Source organism: Nonomuraea sp. KM90 (assembly GCF_052246675.1).
GTDB lineage: Bacteria > Actinomycetota > Actinomycetes > Streptosporangiales > Streptosporangiaceae > Nonomuraea.
Genome location: NZ_JBQQCB010000071.1, coordinates 39,465 through 55,652, shown reverse-complemented (window position 1 = coordinate 55,652; position 16,188 = coordinate 39,465). Strand labels below are relative to the sequence as shown.

13 protein-coding genes are annotated in these 16,188 nt (G+C 71.1%); 9 read left to right on the top strand and 4 right to left on the bottom strand.

What is annotated here, in order from left to right; translation table 11 throughout:
- The first annotated feature begins 370 nt into the window (after positions 1 to 370).
- The 3 genes from ACTWPW_RS42225 (at position 371) to ACTWPW_RS42215 (ending at position 5,439) form a co-directional block, all read left to right on the top strand.
- A complete protein-coding gene (locus ACTWPW_RS42225) occupies positions 371 to 1,420 on the top strand; it encodes a hypothetical protein (RefSeq protein ID WP_443171987.1) in 1,050 nt (349 codons plus the stop codon).
- Positions 1,417 to 2,331, top strand: coding sequence for an aldo/keto reductase (locus tag ACTWPW_RS42220; protein WP_443171986.1), 915 nt, complete (start codon positions 1,417 to 1,419; stop codon positions 2,329 to 2,331). The genes ACTWPW_RS42225 and ACTWPW_RS42220 overlap by 4 nt, the downstream gene beginning before the upstream one ends.
- 237 nt (positions 2,332 to 2,568) lie before the next feature.
- Entirely contained in the window at positions 2,569 to 5,439 is a 2,871-nt protein-coding gene (locus ACTWPW_RS42215) for a LamG-like jellyroll fold domain-containing protein (protein ID WP_443171985.1), read from the top strand.
- A 49-nt stretch (positions 5,440 to 5,488) separates the two neighbouring features.
- Here ACTWPW_RS42215 and ACTWPW_RS42210 read toward each other — a convergent pair whose 3' ends face one another.
- Positions 5,489 to 6,226, bottom strand: coding sequence for a sulfite exporter TauE/SafE family protein (locus ACTWPW_RS42210; protein ID WP_443171984.1), 738 nt, complete (start codon positions 6,224 to 6,226; stop codon positions 5,489 to 5,491).
- Between the two features lie 100 nt (positions 6,227 to 6,326).
- Between ACTWPW_RS42210 and ACTWPW_RS42205 the strand changes: the two genes are divergently transcribed.
- The 3 genes from ACTWPW_RS42205 to ACTWPW_RS42195 are packed head-to-tail and all read left to right on the top strand — an operon-like array spanning position 6,327 to position 7,732.
- On the top strand, positions 6,327 to 6,632 hold the full coding sequence (locus ACTWPW_RS42205) for a hypothetical protein (protein ID WP_443171983.1): 306 nt from the start codon (positions 6,327 to 6,329) through the stop codon (positions 6,630 to 6,632).
- The gene (locus ACTWPW_RS42200; RefSeq protein ID WP_364114896.1) at positions 6,629 to 6,961 is read left to right on the top strand and encodes a type II toxin-antitoxin system PemK/MazF family toxin; all 333 of its coding nucleotides are present in this window, start codon (positions 6,629 to 6,631) and stop codon (positions 6,959 to 6,961) included. The genes ACTWPW_RS42205 and ACTWPW_RS42200 overlap by 4 nt, the downstream gene beginning before the upstream one ends.
- 30 nt (positions 6,962 to 6,991) lie before the next feature.
- On the top strand, positions 6,992 to 7,732 hold the full coding sequence (locus ACTWPW_RS42195; protein WP_443171982.1) for a neutral zinc metallopeptidase: 741 nt from the start codon (positions 6,992 to 6,994) through the stop codon (positions 7,730 to 7,732).
- A 161-nt stretch (positions 7,733 to 7,893) separates the two neighbouring features.
- On the opposite strand, the gene acnA is transcribed toward ACTWPW_RS42195, so the two are convergent.
- Together acnA and ACTWPW_RS42185 are read right to left on the bottom strand one after the other, a co-directional pair.
- Positions 7,894 to 10,623 carry an aconitate hydratase AcnA gene (gene acnA / locus ACTWPW_RS42190; protein ID WP_375115613.1) on the bottom strand — a complete coding sequence of 910 codons (2,730 nt, stop codon included), beginning with the start codon at positions 10,621 to 10,623 and terminating at the stop codon, positions 7,894 to 7,896.
- Between the two features lie 143 nt (positions 10,624 to 10,766).
- Positions 10,767 to 11,495 (bottom strand): metal-dependent hydrolase, encoded by a 729-nt coding sequence (locus ACTWPW_RS42185; RefSeq protein WP_443171981.1) that lies wholly within the window; start codon positions 11,493 to 11,495, stop codon positions 10,767 to 10,769.
- A gap of 308 nt (positions 11,496 to 11,803) precedes the next feature.
- Between ACTWPW_RS42185 and ACTWPW_RS42180 the strand changes: the two genes are divergently transcribed.
- The 3 genes from ACTWPW_RS42180 (at position 11,804) to ACTWPW_RS42170 (ending at position 13,834) form a co-directional block, all read left to right on the top strand.
- Positions 11,804 to 12,550, top strand: coding sequence for a PadR family transcriptional regulator (locus ACTWPW_RS42180; protein WP_375115615.1), 747 nt, complete (start codon positions 11,804 to 11,806; stop codon positions 12,548 to 12,550).
- A 26-nt stretch (positions 12,551 to 12,576) separates the two neighbouring features.
- On the top strand, positions 12,577 to 13,065 hold the full coding sequence (locus tag ACTWPW_RS42175; protein WP_375115616.1) for a DUF1707 SHOCT-like domain-containing protein: 489 nt from the start codon (positions 12,577 to 12,579) through the stop codon (positions 13,063 to 13,065).
- Positions 13,066 to 13,153: 88 nt separating this feature from the next.
- Entirely contained in the window at positions 13,154 to 13,834 is a 681-nt protein-coding gene (locus tag ACTWPW_RS42170) for a DUF6879 family protein (RefSeq protein WP_375115617.1), read from the top strand.
- Here ACTWPW_RS42170 and ACTWPW_RS42165 read toward each other — a convergent pair.
- Entirely contained in the window at positions 13,824 to 16,178 is a 2,355-nt protein-coding gene (locus ACTWPW_RS42165; protein WP_443171980.1) for a glycoside hydrolase family 2 protein, read from the bottom strand. The genes ACTWPW_RS42170 and ACTWPW_RS42165 overlap by 11 nt on opposite strands.
- Positions 16,179 to 16,188: the final 10 nt, after the last annotated feature.

Below are 16,188 nucleotides of genomic sequence, written 5' to 3'. Positions count from 1 at the left end.
GACGCCAGACCGAACCCCCAACGATGCCTCGGCAGGTTACTCAGCCGCGCCACTCCGCGGTCTCACCCGAAATGACAACATGCTCCTCAGGAGCATGCGACTCGCCAGCTCCATTGCGACAGGACAGGGACCGATCCAGGGCGTTCCCACGCGGGATCCGGCAGCTCCGCCCCCTCACGCCGGCCGGATCGATCAGGACCGCGAGGCCGGCGATCCGGCCCCGGTCGAGCGGACGGAGAATTGCGCAGCGCGCACTATGTGCGTGACACGCAATAACCAGTAGAGTGCGACGGGGACGCCTGGGACTCTCTCCGGCCACGGGCCCGCCCCAGCCCGCATGTCCACTCGCACGACCACACGGAGCCCTCTGATGCGTGCCTACGGTGTCACCTATGACACCGGCTTCCTGTCTGCCGGAACCACCACCCACGAGCCCTTCGAGCCTGACACGGTGCGCCGCGAGATGCGGATCATCCGCGAGGAGCTCCACTGCGACGCGGTCCGCGTCACCGGAGGAGACCCGGACCGCCTGGAGATCGCGGCACGCCACGCCGCCCGCGCGGGCCTGGAGGTCTGGTACTCGCCGTTCACCAACGACCTCACTCAGGAGGAGCTGATGGCGTTCATCGTCGACAGCGCCGAGCGGGCCGAGCGTCTACGCCGGGAAGGCGCTCGCGTCGTCTTCCTCACCGGCTCCGAGATCAGCCTGTTCACGAGGGGGTTCCTGCCCGGTGACAGCCTGCGGGAGCGGCTCGGCCTGATGGCCGAGCCCGCTCGGCTGCGCGCCACGCTCCCCGAGCTGCACGTCCGCGTCAACACCTTCCTGGCCCGGGTCACCGCCGCGGTCCGCGACCGATTCGGCGGCCCGATCAGCTACGCCTCCGTGCCCGTGGAGGGCGTCGACTGGGCTCCGTTCGACATCGTCGCCACCGACGCCGGATACCGCGACGCGACCACCGCGCCCGGCTTCCGTGAGGCGGTCCGCGCGCAGGTCGGGCAGAGCAAGCCGTTCGCGGTGACCGAGTTCGGCTGCACCACCCACCGCGGGGCCGCCGCGCTGGGCGCGCGCGGCGACTCCATCGTCGAATGGGACGAGCGCGCCCGCCCCCGCCTGACCGGGGCCGTCACCCGGGACGAGGAAGAACAGGCCGCCTACCTGCGCGAGTTGCTCGCCGTCTACGACGCCGAGGGCGTGGACGCGGCGTTCGTCTGCACCTTCGCCTCCCGTCACCTGCCGACGTCCGCCGAGCCCGAGCGGGACTTCGACACCGCGAGCTTCGGCGTGGTCAAGGTCCTGGAGCACGGCCGCACGGGGACGACCTATCCGGGCCTGCCGTGGGAGCCCAAGAGCGCCTTCCGCGCCCTGGCCGAATACGGCCGCGCCAGGGCGGCCGTGACCGGGGAGAGGACGACAGCGTGACACCGCCCGCAACGCGGCTCGGCAGGACCGGGCTGCAGGTGAGCCGCCTCGGCTACGGAGCGATGGAGCTACGCGGCCCGCGCGCGTGGGGCGAGCCGATCAGCGACGATCGGGCCCGCGCGGTGCTGAACACGGTCCTCGACTCGGGGGTGAACCTCATCGACACCTCGCCCGACTACGGCGACGCCGAGGAGCACATCGGCCGCTGGATCTCCCACAGGCGCGACGAGTTCATCCTCTCCAGCAAGTGCGGCTGCCCGCCCGCCGTGAATGGTGACCCGCGGACGTTCCCGCCCCACACCTACACGAGGGCGAACGTCCGGGCATGCGTCGAGCAGAGCCTGCGCCGGATGCGTACCGACCACCTCGACATCCTGATGGTCCACATGAGCCCGAGCGTCGCCGTGCTGCGAGCCGAGGACACCGTCGCCGAGATGCTGGCGCTCCGGGACGAGGGCAAGATCCGCTACACCGGCATGTCGGGCGAGCTGCCTCACCTCCCGGAGCACATCGCGCTCGGCGCGTTCGACGTCTTCCTCCTGCCGTACTCTGCGCTCGACCGCTCCCATGAGAAGCTGATCGGCGCCACCGCGGCAGCCGGCGCGGGCACGATCGCCCGCGGCTCGATCGCCCGCCCGCTCACCGCTCCGCCCGAGGCCATACCGGAGCCGATGCGCCGGCCGCTCGCCGACCGCCACGCGCGGCTCGCCGCCGCGCGCCTCGACGACCTCGCGGACGGTGCCTCGCCCATGGAGCTCCTGCTCCGCTTCATCCTCACTCACCGAGACCTGCACTCGGTGATCGTCGGCTCGACCCGGATCGCGCACGTGCAGGCCAACGTCGCGGCCGCCGGCAAGGGCCCGCTCCCGCCGGACGTGTACGACGCGCTGCGCGACCGCCTCAGCGCCTGACAGGCGGCTCGTCTCCGTTCGCGGGAGCATGGCCCTGCCCGTACGCGGGACTCGGCAGGTCCGGCCGCACACCGGGTCCGGGAGGTCCGTCCTCGCGCGTCCCGGTGCCCCCGGTGTCAAAGAACGGACACGCGCCGTCCGATTGTGGACACGACCCGTGACAGACCGCCCGCCCATTTGCGATACCTCGATCAGGCCATCCTGCGGTGCGGGCTGGTGAGTTCACTGGGGGTATCCGTGAAGCGGCTCTGCAGCGCCCTGACCACGATCCTGATCGTCACCACCGGGCTGGTCGCCGGTCTGGCACCGCCCGCCGGGGCGTTACCGGCGTCGTTCCAGAGACAGACCGTCTTCAGCGGCCTGAACCACCCTTCCAACCTCGAGTTCTCACCCGACGGCCGGGTCTTCGTGGCCGAGAAGAGCGGGCTGATCAAGGTCTTCGACTCGCTCACCGACACCACCCCGAGCGTGTACGCCGACCTGCGTACCCAGGTGCACAACTTCTGGGACCGCGGCCTGCTCGGCCTGGCGCTGCACCCGGACTTCCCGGCCGACCCCCGCCTGTACGTCCTGTACGCCCACGACGCCGTCCCCGGCGGCACCGCGCCACGCTGGGGCACCCCCGGCGGCACGGACGACCCCTGCCCCACCCCGCCCGGCGCCACCGGTGACGGCTGCCTCGTCACCGGCCGCCTGTCGGTCATCTCCCCCTCCGGCGCGGAGACGCCGCTGATCACCGACTGGTGCCAGCAGCACCCCAGCCACTCCGTCGGCGACCTCCAGTTCGGCCCCGACGGCGCCCTGTACGCCTCCGGCGGCGACGGCGCCAGCTTCAACTTCGCCGACTACGGCCAGGACAACCTCCCCGCCTCGGACGTCACCCCGGACAACCCCTGCGGCGACCCGCCCTCGCCGGTCGGCACCGCGCTCACCCCGCCGGCCGCGGAGGGCGGTGCCCTGCGCTCCCAGGACGTACGCACCGGCGGCGACCCGGCCGGCCTGGCCGGTACGGTCATCCGGGTCGACCCCGGCACCGGGGCCGCCGCCGCCGGCAACCCCAACGGGAGCAGCTCCGACCCCAACGTGGCCAGGATCGTCGCCCACGGCCTGCGCAACCCGTTCCGGATCACCAACCGGCCCGGCACGTCCGAGATCTGGTCCGGCGAGGTGGGCTGGAGCACGTACGAGGAGGTCAACCGGATCGCCTCGCCCACCACCGCGGTGCCCAACTTCGGCTGGCCCTGCTACGAGGGCACGACCCGCCAGGCCGGCTACGACAACCTCGACCTGACCCTCTGCGAGAGCCTGTACGCCGCCGGCGCCGCCGCGCACGCCGCCCCCTACTTCGCCTGGCACCACAACTCCAGGCCCGCCACGAACGACCCCTGCCCGACCGGCGGCTCCTCCTCCAGCGGCGTGGCCTTCTACGAGGGCGGCGACTACCCGGCCGCCTACGACGGCGCGCTGTTCTTCTCCGACTACAGCCGCTCGTGCGTCTGGGTGATGACCAGGGGCGCGAACGGCCTGCCCGACCCGGCCACGGTGGCGAACTTCGACTCCGGCATCCCCGCCGTGGAGCTGGAGACCGGACCGGGCGGCGACCTGTTCGCGGTCGACTACACCGGCGGCCGGATCGTCCGCTACCTCTACGACAACGCCCCGCCCACCGCCGTCATCGACGCCACGCCCGCCTCCGGCGAGGCCCCGCTCACCGTGTCCTTCTCCGCCACCCGCTCCGGCGACGCCGACGGCGATCCCCTCACTTACGCCTGGGACCTGGACGGCGACGGCGAACTCGACGACTCCACCTCCGCCACCCCGTCCTTCACCTACACCCAGCCCGGCTCCCCGGTGGTGCGGCTGCGGGTGATCGACGACCGCGGCGGTCAGGGGGACGCCACCGTGACGATCAACGTGGCCAACACCGCGCCCACCGCCGCCGTCAACGCGCCGACGGCGGCCACCACCTGGGCGGTCGGGCAGTCGATCGCGTTCTCCGGGAGCGGGAGCGACGCCCAGGACGGCGCCGTCCCCGGCGTACGCATGCGCTGGGCGCTCGTGCTGCACCACTGCCCCAGCACCTGCCACGAGCACGAGATCACCACGTTCACCGGCGCGAGCGGCTCCTTCCAGGCGCCCGACCACGACTATCCCGCGCACCTGGAGCTGCGCCTGACCGTCACCGACGCGCACGGGCTGACCGACACCGAGAGCGTGCTGCTGCAGCCCAGGACCGTGAACCTGACCTTCGCCTCGTCGCCGTCCGGCCTGCGGCTCGGCTTCAACAGCGAGCAGGTGGCCACGCCGTTCACCCGCACGGTGATCGTCGGGTCGGGCAACTCGGTCTCGGCGCCCTCGCCGCAGAGCTCCGGGGGTCAGAGCTACGCCTTCGCGTCGTGGTCCGACGGCGGTGCCGCCTCGCACCAGGTGGTCGCGCCCGCGACGGGGACGACGTACACGGCCGCGTACACGCTGGTGCCGCCCCCCAGCGGCCTGGTCGCCGCGTACGGCATGAACGAGGGCTCGGGCGGCACGGTCGCCGACTCCTCCGGCAACGGCAACACCGGCGCCACCAGCGGCACGAGCTGGACGGCGAGCGGCAGGTACGGCCCGGCGCTGTCGTTCAACGGCCTCTACAGCTGGGTCAACGTGCCCGACTCAGCCGGGCTGCGGCTGACCGGGGGCATGACGCTGGAGGCCTGGGTACGCCCGTCGAGCGTCAGCGGCTGGCGCACGGTCGTCATGAAACGGCACTCGGGCGGCCTGGCCTACGCCCTGTCCGCCGGCGCCGCCGACCAGCGCCCGCACGTCCGCGTGCACACCACCGCCGCCACCGACCTGCCCGGCGCGGCCGCGCTCCCGCTCAACACCTGGTCGCATCTCGCGGCGACGTACGACGGGGCGGTGCTGCGGTTGTACGTCAACGGCACGCAGGTCGCCCAGCGGGCGATCACCGGAGCGGTCAGAACGGACGGCGGCTCGCTCAGGATCGGCGGCAACGGCCTGCTCAACCAGGTCTTCAGCGGCCGGATCGACGAGGTGCGCATCTACTCCCGAGCCCTCACGGCAGCCCAGATCCAGACCGACATGAACACCCCGGTGAGCTGATTCCCCGGTGAGCCGACCCCCCGGTGCGGGCCGCACACCGCACCGGGCCTCACGCCCCCATCGAGGTGAGGATGTTCTGCACGATCAGCCCCACGGCCGAGGCCGCCGCCACGGCCAGCACCGCGATCCGCACCTTGCCCCCGTCGAGATAGCGCCGCAGCGGCCCCGACACCAGGAACCCGAGCACCATCGGCACGATCAGCACCGCCCCGACCAGCAGCGCCTGGGAGGGCAGCTCGTCCACGAACGCCAGGATGGCCAGCGACTGGGCCGCGCTGAGGAAGAAGAACATCGCCAGCGTGGCCCTGATCTGCGGCCCCTTGGCGTTCTGGTAGACGAGCGCGACCGGCGGCCCGCCGATGCCCGTGGCGGTGCCGGTGATCCCGGACACGAACCCGGCCGTGGTGATCGTGTACCCGTTGCGCGGCACGCTGATCGCCCTTGCCGTCAGCGCCACGGCGACCAGCACCATGACCGCCACGAAGATGCCTCTGGCGTATATGGAAACGTAGACAACGATGACTGCACCGATGGCGCTCCCGGGCAGCCTCCCGAGGACCGCGAACCCGAGCCCGCGCCAGTCCACCTTCCGCCATTCGACGGCCAGCGTGAACAGCGGCAGGGTCATGTTGACGACCTGGATCGCGCCGGGCATGAGGTCAGGGCCCAGCATGGTGAGCACGGGAGCCGCGACCAGCCCGAGCCCGAACCCCACGCCACCCTGAACGATCGCGCCCACGAAGACCGCCAAACCGCCAACAATCAGCACCAATGCCGTACTCGTCATGCAGGAGAGTCAACCACCCTTACTCAGCGTTGCCATTCCTCGCTCAAGAGTGACCGGCGCGCTGTAGTGTTCCGGATGACGCGGACGTAGCCTCGGAAGTATGAGCACGAAGCACAAGGCGACGACGATCCGCGTCAGTGTCATGACCAGAGACCGACTGGCCCGGATCGCCCGGCAGGAGGGCCGCACCATGACCGAGGTGCTCAACGAAGCCATCGCCGACTACGAGCAGAAGCTCTTCTGGCAAACCGTCGACGATCAGATCGAGCGAACCCAGCGCGAGGACCCGGAGGCGTGGGCCGATTATCTGGCCGAACGCGAGCTCGTCCTGGGGACCCGCCCGCGCACCCGCCGGGTGGCACCCGAGTGGGCGGGACTGATCACATTTCCCGAGGAGAGAGAGTGAAGCTGGCACAAGGAGACATCTGGTTCACCCGGTTCGACCGGCCGACCGGCCGCGAGCAGGGTTTCGACCGCCCGGCTCTGATCATCAGCAACGACCGGTTCAACCAGTCACGGCTGGATCTCGTCCTGGCCGTGCCGCTGACCACCCGCGAACGCGGATATATCACCCACATTCGCGTCGACCGCGACGCGACCGGGTTGGCCAAGACGAGCTGGGCGATGACGGAGCAGGTCCGCGCCATCTCCCCCGACCGGTTCGACTTCTTCGTCGGCAGCGTTCCGGGAGAGGTGGTCACCGAGGTGGTCACCGTGCTGAGGCGCATGATCTGAGCGCCCCCTCGCTGACCTAGGCTGCCGACCGTGCCCTCCTCACCCCTCACCATCGCGGTCCTCCTCCTCACCACCACCTGCCTGTCCCCCGGCGGCGACCCTTTTCCCGAGGCGGCCGGGAAGCCGGCCGTCACCTCGTGTCCCGAGACGCCGCTGAGCTCGGGTGGGATTCCGCGTCATCGCGAGTACCTCGAGACAGTCGTGAAATGTCTGGATAAGTCGTGGAGGGCCTATTTCGCCCGCACCGGGGTCCGGTTCAAGGAGCCCGCGGTCCACTTCCACGAGGAGCCCCAGGGCATCGTCTGCGGGATGCGGCTCGCCGACGTCGACGCCTTCTACTGCCACGGCGGCCGGTCGCTGGAGTTCACGCTCACCGGCCGCTGGATCGACAACCGCACCGATCTCTACCCGTTCAAGGTCGCCGCCCACGAGTACGCCCACCACCTGCAGACCCTCACCGGCCTCCGCCGCGCCTACGAGGCCCGCTACCGCGCCGCCGCCCCCACCCGCCGCACGCAGTTGCAGCGCCGCTTCGAGCTGCAGGCCGACTGCCTGGCCGGGGTGTTCATGGGCAGCGTGCGCTCCTCCCTCGCCCGTACCGAGCGCGACTGGTCGGCCCTGTACGAGGCGATCCGCGCCAACGGCGACGCCGACGGGCGGCGCAGCCACGGCACGGGCGCCGGCCGGGCCTACTGGTTCAGGCGCGGCATGACGACCGGGTCCCCGGCGGCCTGCGACACCTGGTCGGCACCCGCTTCCAGGGTCTCGTGAGAGACGAAAGCCGCCCCGCGGGGGTTTCCCGCGGGGCGGCTCTCTGGATGTCGGGTGGTTCCCCCGATGCGGGCGCGTGAGGATCGCGCCCAACCCCCGGCTCGACGGCCAAGGGTTCCCCCGCCCCCGCCCGGCTCATGACCGGGCGCGGGCACGGGAAGTCACTTCGCGAGCAGCGAGCGCAGCACGTACTGCATGATGCCACCGTGCCGGTAGTAGTCGGCCTCGCCCGGCGTGTCGATGCGGACGACCGCGTCGAACTCCACGTCGCCGGCCTTGACGTGCACCGTGCTCGGGATGCCGCCCTGGTTGAGCTCCTCGACGCCCGTGATGTCGAACGTCTCCTCGCCCGTCAGGCCCAGCGTCAGCGCCGTGGCGCCCTCGGGGAACTGCAGCGGCAGCACGCCCATGCCGATCAGGTTGGAGCGGTGGATGCGCTCGTAGGACTCCGCGATCACGGCGCGGACGCCCAGCAGCGCCGTGCCCTTGGCCGCCCAGTCGCGCGAGGAGCCGGAGCCGTATTCCTTGCCCGCCAGCACCACCAGCGGCGTGCCGGCCGCGGCGTAGTTGACGGAGGCGTCGTAGATGAACGACACCGGCCCGTCCGGCTGGGTGAAGTCGCGGGTGTAGCCGCCCTCGGTGCCCGGCGCGATCTGGTTGCGCAGGCGGATGTTGGCGAACGTGCCTCTGATCATCACCTCGTGGTTGCCGCGCCGCGAGCCGTAGGAGTTGAAGTCCTTGACCTCGACCCCGTTGGCCCGCAGGTATTGCGCCGCCGGGGTGCCGGTCTTGATGGAGCCGGCCGGCGAGATGTGGTCGGTGGTGACCGAGTCGCCGACCTTGACCAGCACGCGGGCGCCGGAGATGTCGGTCACGGGCTCGGGCTTCGACGGCATGCCGTCGAAGTAGGGGGCCTTGCGCACGTAGGTCGAGGACGGGTCCCACTCGAACGTGTCGCCCGTGGGGATCGGCAGCGTGCGCCAGTGGTCGTCGCCCTTGAACACGTCGGCGTAGTCGCGCTCGAACATGTCGCGGCCGATCGAGGAGTTGACCACCGACGAGATCTCCTCCGGCGACGGCCAGATGTCGCGCAGGTAGACCGGCTTGCCGTCGTTGCCGAGGCCGAGCGGCTCGGTGTCGAGGTCGAGGTCCATGGTCCCGGCCAGCGCGTACGCCACCACGAGCGGCGGCGAGGCCAGGTAGTTCATCTTGACGTCGGGGTTGATGCGGCCCTCGAAGTTGCGGTTGCCGGACAGCACGGCGGTGACCGCGAGGTCGTTGGCCTGGATGGCGTCGGAGATCTCGGGCAGCAGCGGGCCCGAGTTGCCGATGCAGGTGGTGCACCCGTAGCCGACGAGGTTGAAGCCGATCTTGTCGAGGTAGGGCTGCAGGCCCGAGCGCTCGAAGTAGCCGGTGACCACCTGCGAGCCCGGCGCCAGCGAGGTCTTGACCCACGGCTTGCGGGTCAGGCCCTTCTCGACGGCGTTGCGGGCCAGCAGGGCCGCGCCGATCATGACGTACGGGTTGGAGGTGTTGGTGCACGAGGTGATCGCGGCGATGGAGACGATGCCGTGGTCGATCTCGAACGAGGTGCCGTCGGCCAGCGTGACGGGCACCGGCTTGTGCGGCCGGCCGCCGTTGGCGCTGGCGTTGGAGGCGGGCGCGTCGGAGGCCGGGAAGGTCTCCTCGCCCGCCTCGTCCACGTCGTCGGCCACGTAGTTCTGCACGTCGTGGCGCCAGGTGACCTTGGCCGCCGACAGGGCGATGCGGTCCTGCGGGCGCTTGGGACCGGCGATCGACGGGACGACGGTGGCCAGGTCGAGCTCGATGTACTCGGAGAACACCGGCTCGGGCGCGGACGGGTCGAGCCAGAGGCCCTGGGTCTTGGCGTACGCCTCGACGAGGGCGATCTGCTCCTCGGAACGGCCGGTCAGGCGCAGGTAGTCGACGGTCTGGCCGTCGATCGGGAAGATCGCGCAGGTGGAGCCGAACTCGGGGCTCATGTTGCCGATCGTGGCCCGGTCGGCCAGCGGCACGGAGGAGACGCCCTCGCCGTAGAACTCCACGAACTTGCCGACCACGCCGTGCTTGCGCAGGATCTCGGTGATCGTCAGGACCAGGTCGGTGGCGGTGGCCCCGGCGGGCAGCTTGCCGTTGAGCTTGAAGCCGACCACCCGCGGGATGAGCATGGAGATCGGCTGGCCGAGCATCGCGGCCTCGGCCTCGATGCCGCCGACGCCCCAGCCGAGGACGCCGATGCCGTTCTCCATGGTGGTGTGGGAGTCGGTGCCGACGCAGGTGTCGGGGTAGGCCTTGCCGTCGCGGATCATCACCACGCGGGCCAGGTGCTCGATGTTGACCTGGTGGACGATGCCGGTGCCGGGCGGGACGACCTTGAACTCGTCGAAGGCCGTCTGGCCCCAGCGCAGGAACTGGTAGCGCTCGCGGTTGCGCTCGTATTCGCGCTCGACGTTGCGCCGGAAGGCGTCGGGGTGGCCGAAGTAGTCGACGATGACCGAGTGGTCGATGACCATCTCGGCCGGCGCGAGCGGGTTGATCCGGGAGGCGTCGCCGCCGAGGTCGCGTACGGCCTCGCGCATGGTGGCCAGGTCGACCACGCACGGCACACCGGTGAAGTCCTGCATGATGACGCGGGCGGGCGTGAACTGGATCTCCACGCTCGGCGCCGCGTTCGGGTCCCAGCCGCCCAGCGCACGGATGTGGTCGGCGGTGATGTTGGCGCCGTCCTCGGTGCGAAGGAGGTTTTCCAGCAGGATCTTCAGGCTGTACGGGAGGCGTGCGGCGCCCTCGACGGCATCCAGCCGGAAGATCTCGTATGACGCGTCGCCGACGCGTAGCGTGTCACGGCTGCCGAAGCTGTTCGCGGACACGGTGATTCGCCTCCTCCATAGACAGGTGTTCAGACAGAATCCTGCCGCACTGCGGGAACGCACAGCACGTTAGGTGACCCTAACTCGCAGGCCGCGGCGGATGTCTCGACGTCAAGATATCCCTAGGATATCTCGACATCAAGTTAAACCGGAGCCAGCCGCCAGAACAGCAGGCCGACGATCGCCACGGAGAGGATGGGCGCCAGGATCTTCTGCTCGAACTTCCGGCCCGTCTTGATGCCGATCTTCCACGGCAGCACGAACTTGGCCCCCAGCGGCCACAACACGGGGCATCCCCGCTCGGTCATGCAGTCGCCGACCACGTGCATGAGGCAGCCGATCCCCACCGCCAGCCCCAGCCAGGCGTAGCCCACGCCGAGGGAGAGGAAGACGGCGTACAGGCCGGCGGTCAGCCCGATGTTGACCATGGCGGAACCCATCTTGTTCCCCGGGATCCCGACGCCGATGGCCCGCAGGGCGAGCCCGATGAGCAGCACGACCATGATGTCGCGCCCGATCGGATAGGTGCTGGCCAGCCAGTGCGCCCCGAACCCGAGCGCCACCGCGAACACCAGTGAGTGCGTCGCCCCGCGGTGCCCGCCGCTGATCCAGGCGACGGCCTTGCTGAGCGCCCAGGTGACGGGCCCGAACGTCTGCGCGATCGTGGCGCTCGGATGGTCGAGGTCGGGCAGCATCGCGGCCCCCGCGCAGATGACGGCCCCGGCGACCAACTCGGCGGGACTGAGCGCGGTGGCCATGATCCCGGTGTCGACGAACCGGGAGGACTCGTTCATCAACGGCAGTGCGGCCAGGGGCGGAGCCAGCCCCAGCCAGGCGATGGCCCCTGTCATCGCGTGCGTGTGCCCCATCATGATCGGGACTGTACGGCAAAGAAGCCCTTTACGCGGCGAGCCATGCCGGGCGGAGACGTCACGCCGGGCGAGGCGCCCGCGAACTGCCCGCAAACGCAGACGAGGTCGTCTCCGCGGCGACAGCACCCCCCAGCCCTGCCGACGCGGAACGACCTCGTCTGCTGTGAATAACGACGCCCTCCCCAATCCTGTTCCCGGATTCCGCAACTTTTTCGTGATCTGGCTCACTCTCGCACCGGTCTTGCTAACGACACACTATCGATATATCTTTGACGCATCGAGAACAGATCACGATATAGGAGTAGAAGATGACTCACCACATGGCAGCGAGCGGGCCCTGGCCCGGCGCACACGACTACCGGCGCGCGGCCCGCGAGGCGTTCCACGCCATGGCCGACGCGTTCGAGCACCTGGGAGGCCACCGAGGTCGCGGTGGCGGGCCCGGCGGGGGCGGCGGCGGCCCGGACGAGCGGCGGATGCGCGGCAGGAGGGGCGGGCCCGGCCCGTTCCCGTTCGACTTCGGGCGCGGCGGCCCGTTCGGCGGCCCGGGCGGGCCGTGGGGCGGCGGCCACCGCGGCTGGGGCGGCCGTCCCCGCAAGGCCAAGCGGGGCGACGTACGCGCCGCGATCCTGGCCCTGCTCGCCGAGGAGCCGCGCAACGGCTACCAGGTCATCCAGGAGATCGCCGAGCGCAGCGAGGGCGGCTGGAAGCCCAGCCCGGGCGCCGTCTACCCGGCGCTGCAGCAGCTCACCGACGAGGGCCTCGTGGTCGCGGAGGAGAACGAGGGGCGCAAGACCTTCCGTCTCACCGAGGAAGGCCGCAACTACATCGAGGCCCACGCGGACGAGGTCCGCGCCCCGTGGGACGAGATGCGCCCGGACATCGATGACAACACCGCCGATCTCTGGCATATCGCCCGACAGTCGGCATTCGCCATGATGCAGGTTCTTCAGACCGGAAACGACGCACAAATCCGCGAAGCGCGTAAGACTCTGGTGGAGACCCGGCGCAAGCTCTACCAGATCCTGGCCGACGGCGACCCGGGCGAGGAGTGACGAGTTCGGGGAGAGCGAGGACCGGCATGGACCGTAACGACCTCCGCATCGGCGACGCCGAGCGGGAGCAGACGATGGCCGACCTGCGCGAGCACTTCGCGCAGGGCCGCCTGACCCACGAGGAGCTCGACGAGCGACTCGACCGGACGCTGGCCGCCAAGACGGCCGGCGACCTCGCTCAGGTCACCGTCGACCTGCCCGGGCAGCAACCCGCCTACCGCGAGCCCGCCTCCCCTTACGAGGTGGGCGACTGGCGGGCGGCGATGCACGCCCAGCGGCACCAGATCCAGGCCATGCGGCACTCCCAGCGGGAGATGCACCGCGCGGCCTGGGCGGGCCGGCGGGGGCAGATGGGGCACCGGCACCGGGGGCCGCACCCGTTCCTGCCGGTGCTGTTCGTGTTCATGATCCTCGCCCTGATCTTCGGCTTCGGCATCTTCAAGGTGCTGTTCGTGGTGTGGGTGGGGGCCATGATCTTCAGCCTGGTGCACCGGCGCTTCCACTACCGCGGCTGACGGCTCGGCCAGATCGTTTTGGGCCTTGACCCGGTCAAGGGCTCAATTGATGATCTGGGCGGGTCTTCAGAGCGAAGGGGAACGGCGCATGACCGAGCAGGGCACTCCGGTCCGTCTCACGAACCCGTTCGCCGCCGTCGCGGGCGCTGACGGCGTCGTCCTGGACGTGCCGGAGTACCAGGCCGGTTTCGAGCGCGACCACGCCGGCTGCGCGGAGCCGATGTGGAAGCTGGAGCGGGCGCAGAGCTTCTACGAGCCCGACGTGGCCAGCTGGCGGGCCATGATGGACGGCGACTGGGCGGGCTCGCTGGCCCTGACCCGGCGCATGTCGGCGCCCCTGGCCGACTACTTCCGCCGCCGCCACCCGGTCAGGCGGGTACGGGTGGTCGAGTTCCCGATCACCGCGTACCTGCAGTGGGAGATGCACATCCTGGCGCTGCGCGCGGCGGCGGGCTCACCCTGCCGGGTGGTGCCCGCCGCGCGCGTGGCGGCCTTCGAGCCCGTGCCGGAGCTGGTGATCTTCTCGCCCTCCCTGATGTACGAGGTCCTGTACGACCGGTACGGCGGGGGCCGGGGCGGCAAGCGGATCACCGACCCCGGCGTCGTCGGCCCGTGCCTGGGCGCGGTCCGCGAGCTGTTCGACGAGGGCGAGCCCGTGCACGACTTCCACGAGCGGGAGATCGTCCCGCTGCCCCCGCCGGTGATCACCGACGAGATGCGGGCCGCGCTGCCCGCCTACGCGCACCGCACCGAGGAGTTCAGGATCTGACCACCTCGTTCACGCAGCGCAGCACGGGGAAGGCGGTCAGGGCCCGGGTGTCCAGCTCGCGCCCGGTCGTCACCTCGAAGACCACGCTCTCGCCCGGCAGCAGCGTGACGAGCTGCTCGTCCACGCTCGCGGCGGGGTCGAGCCGGTCGGGGAAGAGCGCCAGCTCGCGCAGCACGGTGGCGGCGGTGACCGTCACCCGGTAGCCCCCGGGGATCCGCTCCGCGTGCGCGTCGTAGGCGGCCTCGGGGTAGGCCACGGCGGTGTCCTCGGCGTAGCCGCCGACCACGCGCTCGCCGCCCAGCCGGGCCACGAGCAGCTCGCGCGCCGGATCGTCGGGCCCGGCCACGGACGGCGGCAGCGCCACCCTGAGCACCGACCTGGGCGCGGCGTGCACCGCGACGACCTCCTTGGCCAGCGGCCGGCCGTCGAGGCTCTGCCGCACCAGGTGCAGCTCGCCCGACCAGGGCTCGGCGGCATCGTTGACCAGCACCGCCGCGCCGTCCTGCACGGTGAGCAGCCGGTCGGCGTAGACGCGGCGCAGCGCGTACCACAGCGGTTTGCGCCGCCCGTCGCCGTCGATCGCCGACCACGAGGTGACCGGCCAGCAGTCGTTGAGCTGCCAGACGATCGTGCCCATGCAGTACGGCATCAGCGAGCGGAACCGCTCGATCCCGAACGCCATCGCGCGGGCCTGGTTGAGCTGGGTCAGGTAGTGCCAGTCGTCGAACGTCCCCGGCTGCGGCAGGTGGTCGCCCAGGCCGCGCAGCAGCTTGGCCTGCCCGTCCACCGCCTTCTGGTGGGAGGAGTCCGGCGTGAGCGGCTCGTCGGAGGAGCCCCGGCGCAGCGTGGCGTACGCGGGCGGCCCCTGGAAGCCGAACTCGGCCACGAACCTCGGCCGGTAGGCGGCGTAGTGGCGGTAGTCCTCGCGGTTCCAGACGTCCCAGATGTGGATCGTGCCACTGGCGGGGTCGTTCGGGGGCAGGAGGGGCTCGCCGGAGTAGGGGCTGCCCGGCCAGTAGGGACGCGTGGGGTCCAGCTCGGCCACGATCGACGGGAGTAGATCGTGGTAGAAGCCCGCGCCCCAGCTGCGCCCTCCGAGCCGGTCCTGCCAGCCCCAGTCGGCGTGGCCCTCCAGGTTCTCGTTGTTGCCGCACCACAGGACCAGGCTCGGGTGCGGGGCCAGCCTGGCGACGTTCTGCCTGGCCTCGGCCTCGACCTCGGAGCGGAACGGCTCCTCCTCCGGGTAGGCGGCGCAGGCGAACGGGAAGTCCTGCCACACCAGCAGGCCGAGCTCGTCGGCCAGGTCGTAGAAGTCCTCGCTCTCGTACCGGCCGCCGCCCCAGACCCGCAGCAGGTTCACCCCGGCGGCGGTGGCCTGCCCGAACCGCTCGGCCAGCCGGTCCCGGGTGATCCGCGAGGGGAAGCAGTCGTCGGGGATCCAGTTGACGCCCCTGACGAACACCGGCACGCCGTTGACCTTGAGCTTGAACGCCTCCCGGTCCAGCTCGACGTCCCTGAACCCGATCCGGCCGCGCCACTCCTGCGCGCCGAGCCGCACGGTCAGGTCGTAGAGCGGCTGGTCGCCGTAGCCACGCGGCCACCACAGGCCGGCGCCGGGCACCTGGAGCGCGAGCACGGCGGCCCGGCCCTCGACGCGCTGTTCCGCGGTGACGCCCGCGACCTCGGCGGTCAGGTCGAGCGGCTCCTCCGTCGTCCGCTCCACGCGGACGCTCACCTCCACCGTGCCGTCGGCGCGCGCGATCGGGCGCACCTCCGCCAGGCGGGCGCGGCTCCAGCTCTCCAGCCCGATCGGCCGCCAGATGCCGGCCGTCACCACGTTCGGGCCCCAGTCCCAGCCGAAGTTGCAGGCCATCTTGCGGATGAAGGGGTAGGGCTCGTCGTAGGCGCCGGGCCGCTCCCCCAGCGCCGCCCGCCGCTCCTCGGCGTAGGCGTAGGCCGAGCCGAAGCGCACCACGAGCTCGTTGTCGCCCTCGCGCAGCAGGTGACGGACGGGGAAGCGGTAGGAGCGGTGCTGGTTGGCGGTGTCGCCGAGCCGGGTTCCGTTGAGGGTGAGGGTGGCGACCGTGTCCAGCCCCTCGCAGACCAGGTCGGTGCGCTCGTGCTCGTCGGGCGACCAGGTGAAGGTGGTGCGGTAGGTCCAGTCCGTACGGCCGATCCAGGACAGGCGGTGCTCGTTGCCGTCCAGGTAGGGGTCGTCGATGAGCCCGGCGGCGAGCAGGTCGGTGTGCACGCAGCCGGGCACCGTCGCCGGGACGCCGTCGAGCTCGTGGGAGGACCCGTCGGAGGACAGGCTCCAGCCGGCGTGCAACGGGTGGTACGTCAAGAAGATCTCC